The organism is Paracoccus sp. AK26, assembly GCF_011801365.1.
Taxonomy (GTDB): Bacteria; Pseudomonadota; Alphaproteobacteria; order Rhodobacterales; family Rhodobacteraceae; genus Paracoccus; species Paracoccus aerius.
Map to the genome: position 1 here is coordinate 2,009,865 of NZ_CP041041.1, position 20,878 is coordinate 2,030,742.

General features: G+C 66.2%; 17 protein-coding genes. 7 read left to right on the forward strand and 10 right to left on the reverse strand.

From position 1 onward, the window contains the following. Positions 1–28 precede the first annotated feature (28 nt). From FIU66_RS09940 to FIU66_RS09980, 9 genes are all read right to left on the reverse strand, one after another. Positions 29–484 (reverse strand): cytochrome c-type biogenesis protein, encoded by a 456-nt coding sequence (locus FIU66_RS09940; protein ID WP_167622552.1) that lies wholly within the window; start codon positions 482–484, stop codon positions 29–31. Next, the gene (locus FIU66_RS09945; protein ID WP_167622553.1) at positions 481–2,442 is read right to left on the reverse strand and encodes a heme lyase CcmF/NrfE family subunit; all 1,962 of its coding nucleotides are present in this window, start codon (positions 2,440–2,442) and stop codon (positions 481–483) included. Before FIU66_RS09945 ends, FIU66_RS09940 begins: the two co-directional genes overlap by 4 nt. A gap of 101 nt (positions 2,443–2,543) precedes the next feature. Beyond that, entirely contained in the window at positions 2,544–3,065 is a 522-nt protein-coding gene (locus FIU66_RS09950; RefSeq protein ID WP_167622554.1) for a holin family protein, read from the reverse strand. After that, positions 3,056–3,667, reverse strand: a complete 612-nt coding sequence (locus tag FIU66_RS09955; protein WP_167622555.1) for a holin-associated N-acetylmuramidase — start codon at positions 3,665–3,667, stop codon at positions 3,056–3,058. The genes FIU66_RS09950 and FIU66_RS09955 overlap by 10 nt, the downstream gene beginning before the upstream one ends. 74 nt (positions 3,668–3,741) lie before the next feature. After that, positions 3,742–4,212, reverse strand: coding sequence for a CinA family protein (locus tag FIU66_RS09960; protein ID WP_167622556.1), 471 nt, complete (start codon positions 4,210–4,212; stop codon positions 3,742–3,744). After that, the gene (locus tag FIU66_RS09965) at positions 4,209–4,706 is read right to left on the reverse strand and encodes a phosphatidylglycerophosphatase A (protein WP_370528912.1); all 498 of its coding nucleotides are present in this window, start codon (positions 4,704–4,706) and stop codon (positions 4,209–4,211) included. Before FIU66_RS09965 ends, FIU66_RS09960 begins: the two co-directional genes overlap by 4 nt. After that, positions 4,703–5,845, reverse strand: coding sequence for a bifunctional 2-C-methyl-D-erythritol 4-phosphate cytidylyltransferase/2-C-methyl-D-erythritol 2,4-cyclodiphosphate synthase (locus FIU66_RS09970; protein WP_167622558.1), 1,143 nt, complete (start codon positions 5,843–5,845; stop codon positions 4,703–4,705). Before FIU66_RS09970 ends, FIU66_RS09965 begins: the two co-directional genes overlap by 4 nt. Continuing rightward, the gene (purL, locus tag FIU66_RS09975; RefSeq protein WP_167622559.1) at positions 5,842–8,022 is read right to left on the reverse strand and encodes a phosphoribosylformylglycinamidine synthase subunit PurL; all 2,181 of its coding nucleotides are present in this window, start codon (positions 8,020–8,022) and stop codon (positions 5,842–5,844) included. The genes FIU66_RS09970 and purL overlap by 4 nt, the downstream gene beginning before the upstream one ends. Before the next feature lie 302 nt (positions 8,023–8,324). Next, complete coding sequence (locus FIU66_RS09980) at positions 8,325–9,248, reverse strand: LysR family transcriptional regulator (protein ID WP_167622560.1); 924 nt, start codon at positions 9,246–9,248, stop codon at positions 8,325–8,327. A 151-nt stretch (positions 9,249–9,399) separates the two neighbouring features. Between FIU66_RS09980 and FIU66_RS09985 the strand changes: the two genes are divergently transcribed. From FIU66_RS09985 to FIU66_RS10000, 4 genes are all read left to right on the forward strand, one after another. Next, entirely contained in the window at positions 9,400–12,789 is a 3,390-nt protein-coding gene (locus tag FIU66_RS09985; protein ID WP_167622561.1) for an indolepyruvate ferredoxin oxidoreductase family protein, read from the forward strand. A gap of 91 nt (positions 12,790–12,880) precedes the next feature. Then, complete coding sequence (locus tag FIU66_RS09990) at positions 12,881–13,693, forward strand: glutamate racemase (RefSeq protein ID WP_167622562.1); 813 nt, start codon at positions 12,881–12,883, stop codon at positions 13,691–13,693. Between the two features lie 19 nt (positions 13,694–13,712). Further along, positions 13,713–14,162, forward strand: coding sequence for a cytochrome c maturation protein CcmE (gene ccmE, locus FIU66_RS09995; protein ID WP_167623470.1), 450 nt, complete (start codon positions 13,713–13,715; stop codon positions 14,160–14,162). A 66-nt stretch (positions 14,163–14,228) separates the two neighbouring features. Beyond that, positions 14,229–15,680, forward strand: coding sequence for a TrkH family potassium uptake protein (locus FIU66_RS10000; protein WP_167622563.1), 1,452 nt, complete (start codon positions 14,229–14,231; stop codon positions 15,678–15,680). Here FIU66_RS10000 and FIU66_RS10005 read toward each other — a convergent pair. Beyond that, a complete protein-coding gene (locus tag FIU66_RS10005; protein WP_167622564.1) occupies positions 15,677–16,990 on the reverse strand; it encodes a peptidoglycan-binding protein in 1,314 nt (437 codons plus the stop codon). The two genes, FIU66_RS10000 and FIU66_RS10005, sit on opposite strands and share 4 nt — an antisense overlap. A 130-nt stretch (positions 16,991–17,120) precedes the next feature. On the opposite strand from FIU66_RS10005, the gene FIU66_RS10010 reads away from it, so the two are divergent. Genes FIU66_RS10010 through glyS form a run of 3 tightly spaced genes read left to right on the forward strand, consistent with a single transcriptional unit; the run spans position 17,121 to position 20,802 of the window. Next, entirely contained in the window at positions 17,121–18,038 is a 918-nt protein-coding gene (locus FIU66_RS10010; protein WP_167622565.1) for a glycine--tRNA ligase subunit alpha, read from the forward strand. Further along, positions 18,035–18,499 carry a DUF6446 family protein gene (locus tag FIU66_RS10015; RefSeq protein ID WP_167622566.1) on the forward strand — a complete coding sequence of 155 codons (465 nt, stop codon included), beginning with the start codon at positions 18,035–18,037 and terminating at the stop codon, positions 18,497–18,499. Before FIU66_RS10010 ends, FIU66_RS10015 begins: the two co-directional genes overlap by 4 nt. Continuing rightward, positions 18,499–20,802 (forward strand): glycine--tRNA ligase subunit beta, encoded by a 2,304-nt coding sequence (glyS, locus tag FIU66_RS10020; protein WP_167622567.1) that lies wholly within the window; start codon positions 18,499–18,501, stop codon positions 20,800–20,802. The genes FIU66_RS10015 and glyS overlap by 1 nt, the downstream gene beginning before the upstream one ends. The last annotated feature ends 76 nt before the right edge of the window (positions 20,803–20,878 follow it).

Genomic DNA, 20,878 nt, shown 5'->3' on the forward strand with positions numbered 1-20,878 from the left:
CAACGCGCGGGAAAAGCCCGACCCCGCGTCAGTCGCGCATGATCTGGTCCAGCCGCTCGCGCTCGGCCTGGCTCAGCGCCTGCGCCTCCTCGGGGCGGGCGGTGGCGCGGGACCGCAGGAAGCGCCAGGCGCCCAGCAAGGCCAGCAGCGCCATGACCGGCCCGGCTAGCCACAGGACCAGGTTTCCGCCCCGGGCACGCGGTTCGAACAGGACGAACTCGCCAAAGCGGTCCACCACCGCGTCGATCACCTCGTCGTTGCTGTCGCCAGCCACGATCCTTTCGCGGACATACAGGCGGAGGTCGCGGCTGATGGGTGCATTGGATTCGTCGATATTCTCGCCCTGGCAGACCGGACAGCGCAGCTTTTGCGAGATTTCGCGCGCCCGCGCCTCTTGCCCGGCATCGGGCAGGACCTCGTCCGGCTGGACGGCAAAGGCCGCGACTGGCAGCAGCAGCGCCAGAAGGATCAGGAGCCGCCTCATTCCGCGGCCACCGTCTTGGCGGGTGCGCGGCGGGCACCAGCAGCCACGCGATAGCGGCGGTCGGACAGGCTGATGATCCCGCCAAGCGCCATCAGCAGCGAACCAGCCCAGATCCAGTTGGCGAAGGGCTTGATATAGGTCCGCACGGCCCAGCCTCCATCGGCCTGCGCATCCCCGATCACCAGGTAGATGTCGCGGAAGATGCCGTTGTCGATCGCGGCCTCGGTCGTGGGCATGGCCTGGACCGGATAGACGCGCTTTTCGGGATGCAGCACCGCCACCGGGCGGCCGTCCCGCGCCACCTGCATCGTTGCCGTGGTCGAGATGAAGTTCGGTCCCTCGACCTCGTCGACCGAGGCCAGGGTGATGTCATAGCCCCCGACGGTGAAGGGCTGGCCCACTTGCGCCACGCGGATATCCTCGACCTGCCAGGCCGTCAGCAGGGCGACGCCGATGAAGGTCACGCCCATGCCGGCATGGGCTGTGGCCTTGCCCCAATCCGCGCGCGGCAGGCGCAGCAGGCGCGACAGGCCCGACTGGCCGGTCCGGTGGACCAGTTCCGCCACCGCGCCGAAGATGATCCAGGCGCCCAGGCCCGCGCCGATCACCGCGACGGCCGAGCGCCCGGTCGAGACGGCAAAGACAAGCGCCATCACCGCCCCGGCCAGCATGAAAGCCCCCCAAAGCGGCCGCATGATGCGCGACAGGGCGGCGCGCTTCCAGGGCATGATGGAGCCCAGCGGCAGCACGATCGCCAGCACGATCATGAAGGGGGTGAAGGCCTGGTTGAAGAAGGGCGGGCCGACCGACAGCTTGCGGTCCCACAGCATCTCGGCGATCAGGGGCCACATCGTGCCGATGAAGACCACGAAGGCCGACACCGCCAGCAGGACGTTGTTCAGGACCAACGCCCCTTCCCGCGACACCGGGGCGAAGACACCCTTGGCGGTCATCTGCCCGGCGCGCGCGGCGTAAAGCGTCAGCGCCCCCCCGGTAAAGACCACCAGGATCCCCAGGATGAACACGCCGCGCGCCGGGTCGCTGGCAAAGCTGTGGACGGACGTGATGACGCCGGACCGGACGATGAAGGTCCCGATCATGGAAAAGCCGAAGGCCATGATCGCCAGCAGGATGGTCCAGCTTTTCAGCGCCTCGCGCTTTTCGACCACGATGGCCGAATGCAGCAGGGCCGCGGCCAGCAGCCAGGGCATGAAGCTGGCGTTTTCCACCGGATCCCAGAACCAGAAGCCGCCCCAGCCAAGCTCGTAATAGGCCCACCAGCTGCCAAGCGCGATGCCGATGGTCAGGAACATCCAGGCAGCCAGCGTCCAGGGGCGGACCCATCGCGCCCAAGCGGCGTCCACGCGGCCTTCGATCAGGGCCGCGACGGCGAAGCTGAAGGCCATCGAGAGCCCAACATAGCCCAGGTAAAGGAAGGGCGGATGGAAGGCCAGGCCCGGATCCTGCAGCAGCGGGTTCAGGTCGCGCCCGTCGAAAGGCGGGCTTGCCAGCCTCAGGAACGGGTTCGAGGTGAAGATGATGAAGGCATAGAAGGCAGCGCCGATCGCCGCCTGCACCGCCAGCACCCGCGCCCGCAGGGCAGGCGGCAAGTTGTCGCCAAAAGCCGCAGCTGCCGCCCCGAACAGCGCCAGGATCAGCACCCACAGCAGCATCGACCCTTCGTGGTTCCCCCAGACGCCGCTGATCTTGTAGAGCATCGGCTTGGCGGTGTGGGAGTTCTCGTAGACCAGCTTCAGCGAGAAGTCCGAGGTGACGAAGGCCACCGTCAGTGCCGCGAAGGACAGGCCGACCAGCAGGAACTGCGCCACGGCGGCCGGGCGGGCGCTGTCCATCCAGGCTTCCCAGCCCTTGGAGGCGCCGACCATCGGCACCACCACCTGGAACAGCGACACCGCAAAGGCGAGGATCAGGGCGAAATGGCCGAATTCTGCTGTCATGGCGGGATCCCTTGGTGCCTGCCCAGCATAGGGCCATGCAAAAGGGGGGAAAAGTCCCCCCTTGACCGCCCGGATCAGTTTCGCGTGGGCGGGGCTGCGGCCTATTCGCGCAGGCCCGCCGCCCAGTCGCGCAAGGCGGCATTGTCGGCGAAATCGTCGCCCGGCTTGCGGACCGCGACCTGCTGAGTCGTGGTGACGCTGGTCTTGACCTGCTGGGCGGGCCAGACGCGATGACGGAAATGATGCGCCTCTCGTGCGCCGAAATAGAAGCCGACGATGGCGCCCAACAGCCACCACAAGGGTTCGGGCACCTGTTGCAGGCCCACCATGCGCAGGCCAAAACCCTCGGGTTCAATCATGGCATAGATGAACAGCGCCATCGTTCCCAAGGCCAGAAGCGGTCGGGGAAGACGGTTCAAGCCATTGACGAAGCTGTCGAAGAAGCCGGGCCGGACGGTCTGGAACTCCTGACCAAGCTGGTTGATCGCGCGGGCATAGGCTTCCTCCTCAAGCTCCATCTTGCGGGTGGCATTCTGGGTGAAGACCTCGGCCATGCCGGTGGCGGCGCTGCCAAGGGCGGTGACACCCTGGCCCAGGCCGATGAAGCGGTCGATCATGCCCATTTGGCGGTCCTTTCGCGATGCTCGGCTTCGGTCAGGTGATAGCGGGGACTGATGAACTCCTCGGCCCGGGTGATCCAGCCGCCCTTGCCGCCCGACTTGCTGCGCGCGTATTTGCGGCTGGCGGGGCGCTGATCTGCCAGCGAGTAGTAGTAATTGCGCCGCGCGATCCCGTAGGCATCGGCGAAGTGATCGGGCGCGGCGGCGGCGGCGTCATGGGCGGCGGCCACGGTCTGCGGCCCGATCACGCCATCGGCCGTCGCGGAAAAGCCCATGCGCGCGACCAGCCGCTGCAGGATCTTCACCGCATTGGTGCCGGCGTTCACATACATGTCGAACACGCTGGCTTGCACCGCAGGCGGCAGGTCCGACAGGCGCGGACGCCGGAAATAATGTTCGACAAAGATCTGCTGCGCCTGGGCGCGGGTCAGCATCCGAACATCCGTCGCGTCGACGCGCCCGTCCTTGTTCAAATCCAGCCCCAGGGACTTCATGGTCCCGATCGTGACGCCATAGTTGGTGGCACCGCCCGGGTCGTCGGGATCGTTCACATATCCGCCCTCGCGCGCGACGATCTGGGCTGCGACTTCTTCAACGCTTGGCATGGCTACCCCGTCCTGCAAATAAGGCAGAAGGGTGGCGGGCCTGCGTTAAGGGGCTGTTAACCCTGCGTGCGTTGCTAGACGCGCAGCGCGTCCAGCAGCATCCGAAGGGCGTGGTCCACGGTTGCCTCGCGCACCTGGCGGCGACCGATGGCGCCGAACTCGACTGTTTCGGTATGGGTGCCGAAGGGCTGGGCGACGCCGAAGCAGACGCGGCCCTCGGGCTTGTGTTCGGACCCGCCGGGGCCAGCGATGCCGGTGACGGACACGGCGATGCCCGCCTGGGACAGGCGCAACGCGCCCGCGGCCATTTCCGCCGCGACCTGTTCGCTGACGGCGCCGTGGGCTTCCAGCGTCTGGGCGCGCACGCCCAGCATCTGCTGCTTGGCGGCGTTGGAATAGGTGACGAAGCCCCGGTCCACGGCGTCCGAGGATCCCGGCACCTCGGTCAGGGCGCCCGCGATCAGCCCACCGGTGCAGCTTTCGGCGGTGGCGATCATTACGCCGCGGGCGCGGGCGGCGTCGAGGATCTCGGCGGCAAGGGTCACATCAGCACTCCATGCGCTAGGCCTGCCGCGACCATCGTCGCCAAGGCTGCGAAAATCCCGGCCCAAAGGTCGTCCAGCATCACCCCTGCCGGATCATGGCGTCGGTCGGCGCGGCCCACCAGCCAAGGCTTCCAGATGTCGAACAGCCGGAAGAACAGGAAGGCCGCGACCCAGCCCGGATAAGGAAAGCTGTCGGCCGGCAGGCCCGCGTGCCAGAAGCCGAAGGACGGCGCCATCAGCGCCAGCCATTGTCCCGCGACCTCGTCTATGACGATCTCGCTGCGGTCGGGATCGGCCATGCCGGCGGTATAGCGCGGCACGACCCAGAACCCCAGGACGATCACCAGCCCGGTCGCCAGGGCCAGCAGCGGGAAATGCCCGATCCTGTGCAGGACCAGCCCCATCGCGACGGCGACGGCCGATCCCCATGTGCCGGGCGCGGGACGCAAGAGGCCCGAATAGAACCAGGTCGCCAGAAGACGGTCCATGTTCACGCCCTGATCAAAGCTGCGGTGGCGATGGCCGCGATGCCCTCGCGCCGGCCGGTGAAGCCCAGCCGTTCCGAGGTCGTGGCCTTGACGCTGATACGGCTTGGGTCAACATCCATGATCTGGGCCAGGCGGGCCTGCATGGCGACCGCGTGGGGGCCGATCTTCGGCGCCTCGCAGATCAGGGTGACATCGGCATTGCCGAAGGTGAAGCCCCGTTCGCGGGCCAGGTCCGCCGCATGCGCCAGGAAGATCGCGCTGTCGGCGCCCTTCCATTGCAGGTCCGAGGGCGGGAAATGGCGGCCGATATCGCCTTCGGCCAGCGCGCCATAGATCGCGTCTGTCAGCGCGTGCATTCCCACATCCGCGTCGGAATGGCCGACAAGCCCGGCTTCATGCGCGATCTGCACGCCGCACAGCCAGACATGGTCGCCCGGCCCGAAGGCGTGAACGTCGTAGCCGTTGCCAAGGCGAATATCCATCGCGGTCCCCACTATCCGTTCGGCCCGCGCGAAATCGGCGGGAAAGGTGATCTTCAGATTGTCCTCGGACCCCGGGGTGATCGCAACGGGGATCCCGGCCTTGAGGGCCAGTTCCACGTCGTCGGCAGCGTCGTCCGGGTGCAGGCGGTGCGCATTGGATATTTGGTCCAGGGTGAAACCCTGCGGGGTTTGCGCGCGGAACAAACCTGCACGAGAGGTCGTGCCGGTGACCGCGCCTTCTGCGCCGTTCCACAAGGCGTCGCTGATCGGCAATGCCGGGGCGGCGGCCTGTGCGCCGCCTTGCAGCGCGTCGATCACGCCCTGGATCACCGCATCGCTGACCAGGGGCCGCGCGCCATCGTGGATCAGGACGTGGCTCGCCTGCCCGTCCAAGGCCTGAAGCCCCGCCATGACGCTGGCCGCGCGTGTCGCGCCCCCGGTGACGATGGTCACGCCGCCCGCGAAGTCGCGGATTGCGCGGGCCATATCGTCGGGATGGACCACCAGCACCACGCGGTCAAAGCCCGCGAAGGCGTCAAGCGACCGCGCAAGGACACTGCGCCCACGAAGGTCGCGCCACTGCTTCGGCTCGCCGCCCGCGCGGGTGCCGCGGCCGGCGGCGGTGATGATGGCGGCATAGCCCGAGGGCGCCTTGACCGTCATGCGTGGTCGGGCATGTCGCCCCGGATCGCGCGGGCAAAGGCGGTGCGGTAAAGCTGCGACAGTTCCGCCAGATCGCCCGCGTCGTCGCCCATCTGCACCGCCAGCCCGCCAAAGACACCCACCTGTGCGGCAGGCACGCCCGCAGCATCGGCCGCCTTCAGCAGCGCCTCGGTCCCAGCGGCATCGCAGGCGACCAGATAGCGGGCCTGGTCCTCTCCGAACAGCTCCGCGATGTCGCCGCTGTTCAAACGGACGCCGATGCCCGCGGCCTCGGCCATCTCGAAGGCGGCAAGGGCAAGGCCGCCGTCTGACAGGTCGGTGGCGGACTTCACGTGGGCACGGTTGGCGCGCAGGAACTCGCCATGCTTGCGCTCGGCCGCCAGATCGACATGGGGGGCGTCGCCCTCCTCGATCCCGAAGGCCTCGGCAGCAAGGGCGGACTGGCCTAGGTGGCCCTGCGTGCGGCCGATGACGACAGCCACGTCGCCTTCGCTTGGCAGGCCCGCGATCAGGTTCGACAGGTCGTCGATCAGGCCCACGCCGCCGATGGTGGGCGTGGGCAGGATGCCCTTGCCGTCGGTTTCGTTATATAGCGACACGTTCCCCGACACGATGGGGAAGTCCAGCGCCTTGCAGGCTTCTCCGATGCCTTTGATGCTGCCTACGAACTGGCCCATGATCTCGGGCTTTTCGGGATTGCCGAAGTTCAGGTTGTCGGTGGTGGCCAAGGGCAGCGCGCCAACGGCAGACAGGTTGCGATAAGCCTCGGCCACGGCCTGCTTACCGCCCTCGAAGGGGTTGGCCTTGACATAGCGCGGCGTCACGTCGCTGGTGAAAGCAAGCGCCTTGTTGGTGCCGTGAACGCGGACCACGCCCGCGCCCATGCCGGGGCGGCGGATCGTGTCGGCGCCCACTTGGGTGTCATACTGTTCCCAGACCCAGCCCTTGTGCGCATAGGACGGGCTGCCGATCAGCGCCCGCAGCGCCTTTATGGGCGTGATCGCAGGCAGGTGGGGCATGGCCCCGGCGGCAGGCGTTTCCACCCAGGGGCGGTCGTATTCCGGCGCGGATGAGGACAGCTTCGACAGCGGCAGGTCGGCCTTGACCTCATTGCCGTGCAGGATCAGGAAGCGGTCCTCGGCGATTGTCTCGCCCACGATGGCGAAGTCCAGATCCCATTTCTCGAAGATGGCGCGGGCCTCGGCCTCCTTCTCGGGCTTGAGGACCATCAGCATCCGTTCCTGGCTTTCCGACAGCATCATCTCGTATGCGGTCATACCGGTTTCGCGCTGCGGCACGTTGTCCAGGATCAGCTTGATGCCAAGCCCGCCCTTGTCGCCCATTTCCACGGCGGAACAGGTCAGCCCGGCCGCGCCCATGTCCTGGATGGAAATGACCGAATCCGTCTGCATCAGCTCGAGGCAGGCTTCCAGCAGGCATTTCTCGGTGAAGGGGTCGCCCACCTGGACCGTGGGGCGCTTTTCCTCGATGCTGTCGTCGAATTCGGCGCTGGCCATGGTCGCACCGCCCACGCCGTCGCGGCCGGTCTTGGCGCCCAGATAGACCACCGGCATCCCGATGCCCGAAGCGGCGGAATAGAAGATCTTGTCCGCATCGGCCAGGCCCGCCGCAAAGGCGTTGACCAGGCAGTTGCCGTCATAGCTGCGGTGGAAGCGCACTTCGCCGCCGACATTCGGCACGCCGAAGGCATTGCCATAGGCGCCGATGCCTTCCACCACGCCCTTGACCAGATGCGGGGTCTTGGGATGTTCGGGACGCCCGAAGGACAGCGCGTCCATTGCGGCGATCGGACGCGCGCCCATGGTGAAGACGTCGCGCAGGATGCCGCCCACGCCGGTCGCGGCGCCCTGGTGCGGCTCGATATAGCTGGGGTGGTTGTGGCTTTCCATCTTGAAGACCACGGCCTGGCCGTCGCCGATGTCCACCACGCCCGCATTCTCGCCGGGGCCGCAGATCACCTGGGGGCCGGTCGTGGGCAGCGTGCGCAGCCATTTCTTGGATGACTTGTAGGAACAATGTTCGTTCCACATGGCGCTGAAGATGCCCAGTTCGGTAAAGGTCGGCTCTCGGCCGATGATGTCCAGGATGCGGTCGTATTCGTCGGGCTTCAGCCCGTGCGCGGCGATCAGGTCGGGGGTGATCGTCGGTTCCTGCATCGTGGTGCCTTCCTGCCGGGGTGGATCAGGGCGCCTTTTATGGCCAGATGCCGCATATGGGAAGGCCCGCACCGCCACCCGCCCGGACAGGGACAAAAAAAGCCGGGCACAAGGCCCGGCCTAAGTCCAACAGGGAGGTAGAAGGTGATGCGCGATTACGCTGACCATCGCCTTCGACGCTTGATTTATGGGCAGGTTGTTAACGGTTCAAGACCCGTGCTGCCGCAGTTGCAGCATACCCGCCATGCAGTTGCGGAATGGCTACACGCGAAAGTTGCAGATTTGCCGGTTTGACTGCGACTTTAGTCGCTGCCGACTGCCTCTTGCAGCAGGGCCTCGCTTTGCCTGCGGCGAAATGCCTGGATTTCCTCCAGCACGAAATCGCGGAACACCGCAACGCGGCGGGTTTGGCGCAATTCCTCGGGATAGGCCAAGAACACCGGCACCTCGCCGGATTCGATATTGGGCAGGACGCGAACCAGGCGCTTGTGATCGGCGGTCAGGTAATCGGGCAACACGCCGATCCCCAGGTTCGCCAGCACCGCCTGAAGAACGCCGAAATAGTTGTTCACCGTCAGGGTGGATCCGATGTTCTGGGCCATGATTTCCTGCACCAGCCGCGCGCCTGCCGCGACCTGCGGCTGGTCGGGACGCTGGCAGATCAGGCGATAGGGCGACAGGTCGGCCATGGTTTCCGGCACGCCCGCCTTGTCCAGATATTCCTGCGTCGCATAAAGCCGCATCCTGACGCTGAGAAGGCGGCGCCGGATCAGGTCGGACTGGCTAGGTTCCTTCATGCGGATCGCCACGTCGGCCTCGCGCATGGGCAGGTCCAGTACGCGTTCCTCCAGCATCAGGTCGATCTTCAGATCGGGGTATTTCTCATAAAGCTTCACCAGCTTCGGGGCCAGCCACAGGGTGCCGAAGCCCACGGTGGCCGTGACCTTCAGCTCGCCGAAGACATGCTCCTCGCTGTCGCGGATGCGGGCGGATGCCGTGTCCAGCTTACGGGCCATGGAGGATGTGGCCTCGAACAGCAATTCGCCCTGTTCGGTCAGAATCAGGCCGCGGGCGTGGCGGTGGAACAGCGTGGTGCCCAGCGACTCCTCGAGCGCGCGGATCTGCCGGCTGACGGCGGATTGCGACAGGTGCAGCGTATCGCCGGCATGGGTCAGGCTGCCCGCATCGGCAACGGCGTGAAAGATTCGAAGCTTGTCCCAGTCCATGCTGTTACAATCCTGCCGTGACTGCCATGCAATTTTTGCAGACCTAACCCGAATGCCCTGCCCCGGCAAGTAAAAGCCACGCACGAATATTTTCCTTCATCGGTCAGCAAACCTGACCTATACTGCAAGGCAAGGGTGGAGGAGACGCCAGATGAGCAAGCAGGAATTTTCGCTAGCCGACCGTTTCGATCTGACCAAGCCGCAGGTGCTTCTGAACGGCACCCAGGCCCTGGTCCGGCTGATGCTGATGCAGGCGGCGCGCGACAAGGCGGCGGGGCTGGATACGGCGGGGCTTGTGACCGGCTATCGCGGCTCGCCCTTGGGGGGCGTCGACCTGCAGATGATGCGCGAAGGCAAGCGGCTGTCGGCATCCAACATCCTGTTCCAGCCGGGCCTGAACGAGGATCTGGCCGCCACCGCAATTTGGGGCAGCCAGCAGGCCGAGTTGCGCGGCGAAGGCAAATACGACGGCGTCTTCGCGCTGTGGTATGGCAAGGGGCCGGGCGTCGACCGTTCCGGCGACGTGATGCGCCATGCCAACATGGCGGGCACGTCGAAGCACGGCGGCGTGGTCATGGCCATGGGCGACGACCATACCGGCGAAAGCAGTTCCGTGCTGCACCAGTCGGACTGGGCGATGATCGACCGCTATATCCCCGTGCTGTCGCCCGCGGGCGTGCAGGAGATCCTGGATTACGGCCTTTACGCCTTTGCCTTGTCGCGTTTCGCGGGCGTCTGGACCGGCCTCAAGACCATGAAGGACACGGTCGAGGCGACCTCGGTCGTGAACGGCGATCCGTTCCGGCTGTCCTTCGTCGCGCCCGACTTCCAGATGCCCGAAGGCGGGCTGAACATCCGCCTGCACGACACGCCCGTCGCGTCCGAAGCGCGGATGATCGACTATAAACGCTGGGCGGCCGAGGCGTTTTCGCGCGCCAACAAGATCGACCACAAGGTCTGGGGCAAGCCCGGCGCCAAGATCGGCTTTGTCGCGGCGGGCAAGAACTGGCTGGATCTGGTCCATGCGCTGTCCTTGCTGGGCATCGACGAGGCCGAGGCCGAACGGCTGGGCCTGTCCACCTACAAGGTCGGGCAGACCTGGCCCCTGGACATGAAGTCATTCCAGGAATGGTCCGAAAACCTTGAACTGATCGTCTGCGTCGAGGAAAAGCGCAAGCTGATCGAGGTGCAGCTGAAGGAGGCGATCTTCGACAACCGCCACGGCCGCCGCGTCCATGGCTGGAAGCACGACCGCACCGGCGCGGAACTGTTCCCCACCCGCTATGCCCTTGACCCCGTGATGATCGCCCAGAAGATCGGCGAGATCCTGATGGAGGAAGGCCGCGGCACTGACCACATCAAGGCGGGCCTGTCGCGCCTGGCCGAGGTTCGCCGCGCCGACAACGCGCCGGAAATCGCGACCCGGACCCCCTGGTTCTGCTCGGGATGCCCGCACAACAGCTCGACCCGCCTGCCCGAGGGAAGCCGCGCCTATGCCGGGATCGGCTGCCATTACATGGTGCAGTGGATGGACCGCGAAACCACCGGCTTCACCCATATGGGCGGCGAGGGCGTGAACTGGGTGGGCGAGGCGCCTTTCAGCAAGACCAAGCACGTCTTCCAGAACCTGGGCGACGGCACCTACAACCATTCGGGCTCGCTGGCGATCCGCGCGGCCATCGCGGCGGGCACCACGATCACCTACAAGATCCTGTTCAACGACGCGGTCGCCATGACCGGGGGGCAGCCCAACGAAGGCGGCCTGACCGCCCCCCAGATCGCCGAGGAACTGGTGGCGATGGGCGTAAAGTCCCTGGTCGTCGTCTATGACGAAAAGGAAGACATTGACCGCAAGCAATTCCCGGCTGGCCTTCGCTTCGAGGAACGGGCCGAACTGATGGCGGTGCAGCGCGATCTTGCGCAGACCGAGGGCGTCAGCGCGATCCTCTATATCCAGACCTGCGCGGCCGAAAAGCGCCGCCGCCGCAAGAAGGGTCAGTTTCCCGATCCCGACCGCCGCGTCTGGATCAACCCCGATGTCTGCGAAGGCTGCGGCGATTGCGGCATCCAGTCGAACTGCGTGTCGATCGTGCCCTTGGACACCGAACTGGGCCGCAAGCGCCAGATCGACCAGTCGTCCTGCAACAAGGATTTCTCCTGCCTCAAGGGTTTCTGCCCCAGCTTCGTCACGGTGGAAGGCGGCAAGCTGAGGAAGCCCAAGGCCGAGGCCTTCGAGATCCCCGACCTGCCAAGCCCGGCCCTGCCCGCGATTACCGGCACCCATAACGTCGTCATCACCGGCGTCGGCGGCACCGGGGTCGTGACCATCGGCGCGGTGCTGGCCCAGGCTGCCCATATCGACGGCAAGGGCGCCGGCATGATGGAGATGGCAGGACTGGCCCAGAAGGGCGGCGCGGTCCATATCCACCTGCGCCTGGCCAACCGCCCCGAGGAAATCAGCGCCATCCGCGTCGCGGTGGGCGAGGCAGACTGCATCATCGGCGGCGATCTGGTCGTGACCGCAGGCGCCAAGACCATCGGGCTGATGACCACAAACCGCACCGGCGCGGTGGTCAATGATCACGAGATCATCACCGGCGACTTCACCCGCCTGCGTGATTTCCGCGTGCCCTCGGACCAGCTCAAGGTATCGCTTCAGGCGCGGCTGCGCGACCGCGTGGCCTTCTTCGACGCCAATGACCTGGCGCTGCGGTTGCTGGGCGATTCGATCTATTCGAACATGCTGGTCCTGGGCGCGGCATGGCAGCAGGGGCTGATCCCCCTGACGCTGGACGCGATCATGCAGGCGATCGAGCTGAACGGCGCCAAGGTCGCGGAAAACCAGCGGGCCTTCCAGATCGGACGCTGGGCCATGGCCTTCCCCGACCAGACCCGCAAGCCCGCCCCGGTCACGCAACTGCCCCCCGATCCCGTCGCCTATCGCGAAGCGCGGCTGGTGGGCTATCAGAACAAGCGGCTGGCGAAGCGTTTCCGCAAGCTGGTGGACGCGGCCCCCGCACCCCTGCGCGAAAGCGTTGCGCGCGGTTACTACAAGCTGCTGGCCTACAAGGACGAATACGAGGTCGCACGGCTGCATCTGTCCACCGCAGAACAGGTTGCCCTGCAATGGGACGGCGATACGAAGCTGACCCTGCACATGGCCCCGCCGATGCTGTCCAAAGCGGGGGCCGACGGCCGACCGAAGAAACGGGAATACGGCGAATGGATGCTGCGCAGCTTCAAGCTGCTGGCGCGGCTGAAGTTCCTTCGCGGCACGCCCTTCGATCCCTTCGGCTATGCCGCTGAACGCCGTCGCGAACGCGCCGCCATCCGCGAATACGAGGCCGACATGCGCGAGGTTGTGGCCAATGTCACCGACGCCACCATGCCTGTCGCCCTCGAACTGGCGGAACTGCCCCTGACGGTGCGAGGCTTCGGCCCGGTCAAGGCTCAGGCCGAGGTCGCGGCGGCGGCGCGGCGCAGCGAACTGCTGGCGCAATTCCGCAGTGGCGAGGCACCCCTGCAGCAGGCGGCCGAATGACGACCTTTTGATGGCCGCCTGATCTAGGTCATTCCCAAGAACCGCGATGCGCCCTAGAAAGGCGCCTCGCGACAGGCAGGAGTGACGGACCATGGCAGTAGGCGTTTTCGATTCGGGGCTGGGCGGGCTGACGGTCCATCAGGCCATCGCCGCCCGCCTGCCCGACCTGCCGCTGGTCTATCTGGGCGACAACGCCCACACCCCCTATGGCACCCGCACGGCCGAGGATATCTTCAACCTGACCTGCGCGGGCGTCGAGCGGTTGTGGCAGGAAGGCTGCGACCTCGTGATCCTGGCCTGCAACACCGCCAGCGCCGCCGCGCTGAAGCGGATGCAGGAAACCTGGCTGCCCGCCGACAAGCGCGTCCTGGGCGTCTTCGTGCCGATGATCGAGGCGCTGACCGAACGCCGCTGGGGCGACAATTCGCCGCCGCGCGAGGTCGCGGTCAAGCATGTGGCGCTGTTCGCCACTCCGGCAACCGTCGCCAGCCGCGCCTTCCAGCGGGAACTGGCCTTCCGCGCCGTAGGCGTCGATGTCGAGGCCCAGCCCTGCGGCGGCGTGGTCGATGCCATCGAGATGGGCGACGAGATCCTGGCCGAGGCGCTTGTGGCCTCCCATGTCGAGGCGCTGCTGCGCCGGATGCCTTATCCCGAAGCCGCAGTCTTGGGCTGCACGCATTATCCGCTGGTGGAAGCCGCGTTCCAGAAGGCCCTTGGCCCCGATGTCAAGGTTTTCAGCCAGGCGGGACTGGTCGCGGAAAGCCTGGCCGACTATCTGCAGCGCAGGCCGGAATTCTTGGGCTCGGGCACCGAATCCAAGAACCTGACCACGGGCGATCCGGTCCGGGTGTCCGGCAAGGCCACGCAGTTCCTGCGCCGTCCCATCCATTTCGAGGCAGCATGAGGTCAAGTCCATGGCTGGCATGAAATCCCTGAAGAAACGCCGCCGCATCCAGGTCATCGTTGCCGCGACCGTCGCGCTGCTGATCGCGGCCGTGCTGATCGGCTACGGCTTCCGGGACGGCATCAACCTGTATCGCTCGCCTACGCAGGTGACCCAGGCCGCGCCCGATCCCGACGAATATTTCCAGTTGGGCGGCCTGGTGAAGGACGGGTCCATCGTGAACCGCGACGGGGTCGAATTCGACTTCGTCATCACCGACGGCGCGGCGGAAATCCCTGTCAGCTATGTTGGCCGCGACCCGCGCCCGGACCTGTTTACCGAAGGCCAGGGCACCATCGCCAAGGGCTATTTCCGCGACGGCCGGTTCGAGGCGCGCGACCTGCTGGCCAAGCACGACGAGACCTACATGCCGCGCGAGGTCATGGACACGCTGAAGGAGACCGGCGTGTATCAGGATCCGAACAGCTAGCCGCAACCCTGGGTCCGGCCTTGCAGGGCGCTTGACGCCCGCGACAGCGCCGGGCAAGCAATCGGCATGACAGACCTGCGCCCCGTGGCCCATCCGATCGGCAAGATCATCGTGACCCTGGGGGCCTCGATGCTGGCGCCCATGCTGGTGGACTGGTGGCATGGCGATCCGCATTGGGTGGTCTTTCTGCAATGCGCCGCGCTGACGGTGGTCGCAGGCACCTTGGTGTCGGTGGCGACCTGGGGCGATTACCGCAGCCTGTCGATCCAGCAGGCCTTCCTGCTGACCTCGGGGCTGTGGGCGGTGCTGCCGGTCTTCGGCGCCTTGCCCTTCATGCTGGGCCAACCCGATGCCCCCTTTGTGGACGCCTATTTCGAGGCCATGTCGGGGGTCACGACAACCGGAACCACCGCATTCCCCGAACTGGACGACCTGCCGCGCGGCACGCATTTGTGGCGCGCGATCCTGCACTGGATCGGCGGCCTGGGGATCGTCGTGGTCGCCATGGTCTTCCTGCCGATCATGAAGGTGGGCGGGATGCAGTTCTTCCGGTCCGAGGGCTTTGACACGCTGGGCAAGATCATGCCCCGCGCCGGAGAGATCGCGGCCGAGATGACCCGCATCTACATCATGCTGACGGGGTTCTGCACGATCACCTATCTGCTGCTGGGGATGAACGGCTTCGACGCCATCGTGCAGGCCTTCGGCACGGTCTCGACCGGCGGTTTCTCGAACTACGACGCCAGCTTCGGGGCCTTCCTGGGGCCGTTGGAATGGGCGGCGTCGTTCTTCATGATCCTGGCCTCGATCCCCTTCATCCGGCTGGTTCAGGGGATGCACGGGCAGTTCACGCCCATCTGGAGGGATCTGCAGGTCCGGGCCTATCTTCGCTGGATCTTCTATGCCTGCGCGATCATCGTCACCTATCGCCTGGTCTTCCTGCAGCACCAGGGCAGTTTTTCCGACATCATGCGCGAAACGGTCTTCAACACCGTGTCCACCTTTTCGGGCACCGGGTTCTTTTCCACCGACGTGATGACCTGGGGCCACCTGCCGCTGGCGATCCTGATCATCTGCGGCCTGATCGGCGGCTGCACGGGATCGACCGCCTGTTCGGTCAAGGTGTTCCGATACCTGGTGCTGTTCCAGGCAGTGCGCGCGCAGTTGCGGCGGATGCATTCGCCCCACCGGGTCTATGCCCTGCGCTATGAAGGCCGCCCGCTGGATCAGGACGTGATCGATTCCGTCATGGCCTTCTTCACGCTGTTCATGCTGACCTTCGGGCTGCTGATCGTGGGCCTGTCGCTGACCGGGCTGCATCCCCGCACCGCGCTGACCGGCGCCTGGACCGCCATTGCCAATATCGGCCCCGTCTGGGGTCCCGAGATCACGGCGAACGGATCCATCGCCGAATTCCCCGACGCGGCCAAGTGGCTGATGACGCTGGGGATGTATCTGGGCCGGCTGGAACTGGTATCGGTGCTGGTCCTGCTGCTGCCGCGCTTCTGGCGGGGTTAGGGATTGACCGGGTCAAGTGGGGCCGGCTGTGCAAAAGCATCATTCACAGCCGGCCCCTGACGCGCGAAACTGTCCGACATTTCCGCCGCGATTCGCGCCTGACCTTCCGCATCCGCGGCAGGCCAGATCAGCACGAAGCCTTCGGCCCGGCCGTCGCGGACCCAGCCTTCGGCACGGCCGATATGGGCCTCGTTCGCGCCTTCCAGCAGGACATGACCGCGCTTGATGTCGCGCACCGGCTGCGGCACCCAGCCGAGAGCCGTGACAAGGCCCGACAGATCCAGCAGTTCCTGCTGCCCCCCGGGCTGGCTGAACAGGATCAGCGCCGCGCCAGACCCGTCCCTGGGGCCATAGATCGACAGCGCCCGTTCGGTCCGGTCGAAGGCCAGCCGGTCCATTGGCGCGATGACCGACAGGCCCGTTGCCCGGTCGTCCAGCGTGGTCAACCCCATCTCGGACCGCCATGCATCGCGGCGGGCGATCAGGTCGCGCATCGCAGTGCCGGGATCGGTGGACCGGCGGCTGCCCAGGATCTCGGCCTGGATGGCGTCGCGGGTGCGGGGACCCGTCTTTCCGTCGATCGCCCCGTCGTAATGGCCGGCCCACCGCAGCGCCCGCTGCACCTGGTCCAGCGGCGGCATCTCGGCAGGCGCGGAGGGTGGCGCGGGCAGATCCGGCGCCTTCCCGGCCTCGACCACAGCGCCCAGTTCGCCGGCGTCGGACACGAAGGCATCGCCGGGCACTAAGTCACGGTCCTTGAAGACCCGCAGCCAGGCATCGGCGGCGGCGCGGTCCACCGGACCCAGCACGACTCCGAACCAGCCGTTGGGCAGTTCCGCCAGCCCAGCCTCGGGGAAAATCTTGCGCCATTCGGACAGCGCGGCATCGGCCTCGGCCCGCGCCTGAACCGATTGCAGCCGCAGATAGGCCCCGGGCGCGGGCAGGTCCGCCTGCGGCTTGGCAGGCTGGGCAGCCTCGGCTTGGGGCGCGGCGGCAGCGGGTGCATCGGCGACAGTCGCCGCATCCCCGGCCACAGGGGTCAGCACCACATCATCGCCCGGCACGGCGACGAAACTGTCGGCCGGGATGCGGCGCGCTTCCTTCAGCGCCCCGATCTGCGCGGCAGCCTCCTCGGCCGACAGGGGACCGATCCCGATGGCCGTCCAGCCGCCCGGCAGGGGAAAGGTCACCACCTCGTCGAACTGGCTGGCCCAGCGGGCGGCGGCCTCGGATGCCTCGGCATCACGCTTGGCCTCGATGCGGATGACGGCCTCCTGCGCCAAAGCGCCAACCGGCAGACCTGCCGCCATCACCAAGAAAGCCAAGCGCCGCATCCCCGTCCCCCTGTCCAGGCCGTTCTTGCGGCCTTTATTGACCCCGTTCCCCGCCCCGCCTAGAAGGCGCGCAAGCATGTGCTGATCTATGCAAAGGACGGCCCCGATGACCAGCCCAAACCGACCCCGCAGCTTCCAGGACGTCATCCTGCGGTTGCAGACTTACTGGGCTGCCCAGGGCTGCGCCGTCCTGCAGCCCTATGACATGGAGGTGGGCGCGGGCACCTTCCACCCCGCCACCACGCTGCGCGCCTTGGGCGGCCGGTCCTGGGCCGCGGCCTATGTCCAACCCTCGCGCCGCCCGACCGACGGGCGCTATGGCGAGAACCCCAACCGGCTGCAGCATTATTACCAGTATCAGGTCATCATCAAGCCAAGCCCCGCGAACCTGCAGGACCTGTATCTGGGCAGCCTGCGCGCCATCGGCCTGGATCCCATGGTCCACGACGTGCGCTTCGTGGAAGACGACTGGGAATCCCCGACCCTGGGCGCATGGGGCCTGGGATGGGAGGTCTGGTGCGACGGGATGGAGGTCAGCCAGTTCACCTATTTCCAGCAGGTCGGCGGCCATGACTGCCGCCCCGTGTCGGGCGAGCTGACCTATGGCCTGGAACGGCTGGCGATGTATGTGCTGGGGGTGGAACATGTCATGGACATGCCCTTCAACGATCCCGACGCGCCGATCCCGCTGACCTATGGCGACATCTTCCGCCAGACCGAGCGTGAATATTCCCGCTGGAACTTCGACCAGGCGGACACCGACACCCTGTTCCAGCACTTCAAGGACGCCGAGGCCGAATGCGCCCGGATCCTCGCCGCCGACCCGGAGGACGCCGCTGGCCGCACCATCCCCATGGCGCATCCGGCATACGACCAGGCGATCAAGGCCAGCCACATCTTCAACCTGCTGGACGCGCGCGGCGTGATCTCGGTCACGGAACGCCAGGCCTATATCGGCCGGGTCCGCACCCTGGCGAAGGCCTGCGCCGACCTGTTCGTCACGACCGAGGCCGCGCAAGCATGAACGGAAAGATCGTCGGCATCGGCCTTCTGGCCGTCGGGGCCATTGCGGGCGGGGGCATGTGGTATCTGCAGGAATACCATTTCTACGACCGCATCCCCGCCGCCGACACGATCACCGTCCAGACCGCCGGCGGCCCCGCCACCTTGCCGATCCGCGACTTCCAGGGCATCGACGCCGACAGCTCTCCGCTTCGCTGGCGGGCCTGCGCGGTGCTGGACCAGCAGCCCGCGGATCCCGTGCCGTTCGACGGTGCGACACCGCTTGGCGCACCCGGCTGGTTCGACTGCTTCGACCACGGGCAACTGACCGCCGACCTCGCCTCGGGCGCGGCCATCGCTGTGCTGGGCCAGGCCGAGATCCGCCCCGACGTGGACCGCGTTCTGGCGATCTATCCCGACGGCCGCGTCTATGGCTGGCACCAATACAACGACAAGACCCCGGAACGCGGAGTGATGGACTGATGCCCGACCTGTTGATCGAACTGTTCTCCGAGGAAATCCCCGCCCGGATGCAGGCCCGCGCCCGCGAGGATCTGCGCAAGCTGGTCACGGACGGACTGGTCGAAGCCGGGCTGACCTATGCCAGCGCCGGGGCCTTTTCCACGCCCCGCCGCCTGGCCCTGACGGTCGAGGGGCTGACCGCCCACAGCCCCACCACGCGCGAAGAACGCAAGGGCCCCCGCACCGACGCGCCCGATGCCGCGCTGGAAGGTTTCCTGCGCTCTACCGGCCTGACGCGCGATCAGTTGACAGCGCGCGACGACAAGAAGGGCCAGGTCTGGTTCGCCACAACCGAAAAGCCCGGCCGCCCCGCGTCCGAGATCGTGGCCGAGGTTCTGGACGCCGCCATCCGCAACTTCCCCTGGCCCAAGTCGATGCGCTGGGGCGCGGGCAGCCTCCGCTGGGTCCGCCCGCTGCATTCGATCATCTGCCTGCTGTCCGACGAAGCGGGCGCCACCGTGGTCCCCCTAACCGTCGAGGGCATTGCCGCCGGCAACAGCACCCGCGGCCACCGCTTCCTGTCCCCCGACGCCTTCACGGTCACGGGCTTCGATGACTATGCCGCGAAACTGCGCCGCGCCCATGTCATCCTCGACAGCCACGAACGAGAGGAGACGATCCGCCAGGGGGCCGAGAACCTTGCCTTCGCGCGTGGCTGGCAGATCGTCCCGGATGACGCCCTGCTGGCCGAGGTCGCGGGCCTTGTCGAATGGCCCGTCCCCCTGATGGGCGTGATCGAGGAACGCTTCCTGGACCTGCCGCCCGAGGTGCTGCAGACCTCGATGAAGGAACACCAGAAGTTCTTCTCGGCCCGCAACCCCAGGACCGGCCGGATCGAGGGCTTCGTCACCGTCGCCAATATCGAGACCCCCGACGACGGTGCGACGATCCTGGCTGGCAACCAGCGGGTGCTGGCGGCGCGGCTGTCGGACGCAGCGTTCTTCTGGCAGAACGACCTGCGCGAGGCGAAGGCCGGGATGCAGGCTTGGGCCGAGGGCCTGAAGTCGGTCACCTTCCACAACAAGCTGGGCTCGCAGGCGGATCGCATCGAACGCATCGCGGCGCTCGCCCGAGAGATTGCGCCCCTGGTTGGCGCCAATGCCGACCAGGCCGAACGGGCCGCAAAGCTGGCAAAGCTGGACCTCCGCAGCGCCATGGTCGGTGAATTCCCCGAACTGCAAGGCACCATGGGCCGGTATTATGCCCTAGCGGCGGGCCAGCCCGAGGCCGTCGCTGACGCCGCCCAAGACCACTACTCGCCGCTGGGGCCGTCCGATGCGGTGCCGACCGCTCCGGTTTCGGTGGCGGTGGCCTTGGCAGATAAGATCGACACACTGACTGGGTTCTGGGCGATTGACGAAAAACCGACGGGATCGAAGGATCCCTTTGCGCTGAGGCGTGCCGCGCTTGGCGTTATTCGTTTAATGCTTGGTACGCGATTTTCAATGCTCAGTGAGATAACGAAAGCTGCATTTAGCCAAGTTGTCGCTCAACTTGCGCGACACAATTATGTTGCATTTGTTGTGGGCTTTTCGGAGCACGAGGTGCCAAATGCTGGTAAGCAGTTCGTTGAAACTACCTACTTGGCCCTTCGTAAGTCCGCGACACCTGCTGACGTTCTCGAAGCGTGGGATGACAAGGGGTTAATGAGGCGAACAAGCAAACAATCATATCTCGCTAGCAGAGCGGATTTCATCGCTGACGACGATAATGAATACTTGCGTCTAGGTGACCTCTGTTCAGATCTTCTCGCCTATGTGCACGAGCGACTTAAAGTTTATCTCCGTGAACAAGACATTCGGCACGACGTAGTCGACACGGCGTTTAACACCTATGGAACGAATGATTTGGTGCGGCTTGTGAGTTTTGCCACGGCACTGAACGCCATGCTGCAGACGGATGACGGGCGGAACCTGACCCAGGGTCTCAAGCGCGCGGGCAATATCCTGGCCCAGGCCGAGGAAAAGGACGGCGTCGAATACAGCTTCGGCGCCGACGTGAAATTCGCCGAAACCGACGAGGAACGCGCCCTTTTCGCTGCCCTCGACACCGCCGAACCCGCGATCAGGGCCGCAATCAAGGCCGAGGATTTCCCCGCCGCCATGACCGCCATCGCAGGCCTCCGCGCCCCCATCGACGCCTTCTTCGAGGCGGTGCAGGTCAACACCGACAACCAGATCGTCCGCCGCAACCGCCTGAACCTGCTGCACCGCATCCGCGCCGCAGGCCAGCAGATCGCCGACTTCACCAAGGTTGAAGGGTAAGGCTGCTGGGGAAGGATCCGTCAAGCAAACGCAAGACGCGCAGCAAAAAGGGCCGGGGAAACCTCCGGCCCTTCTT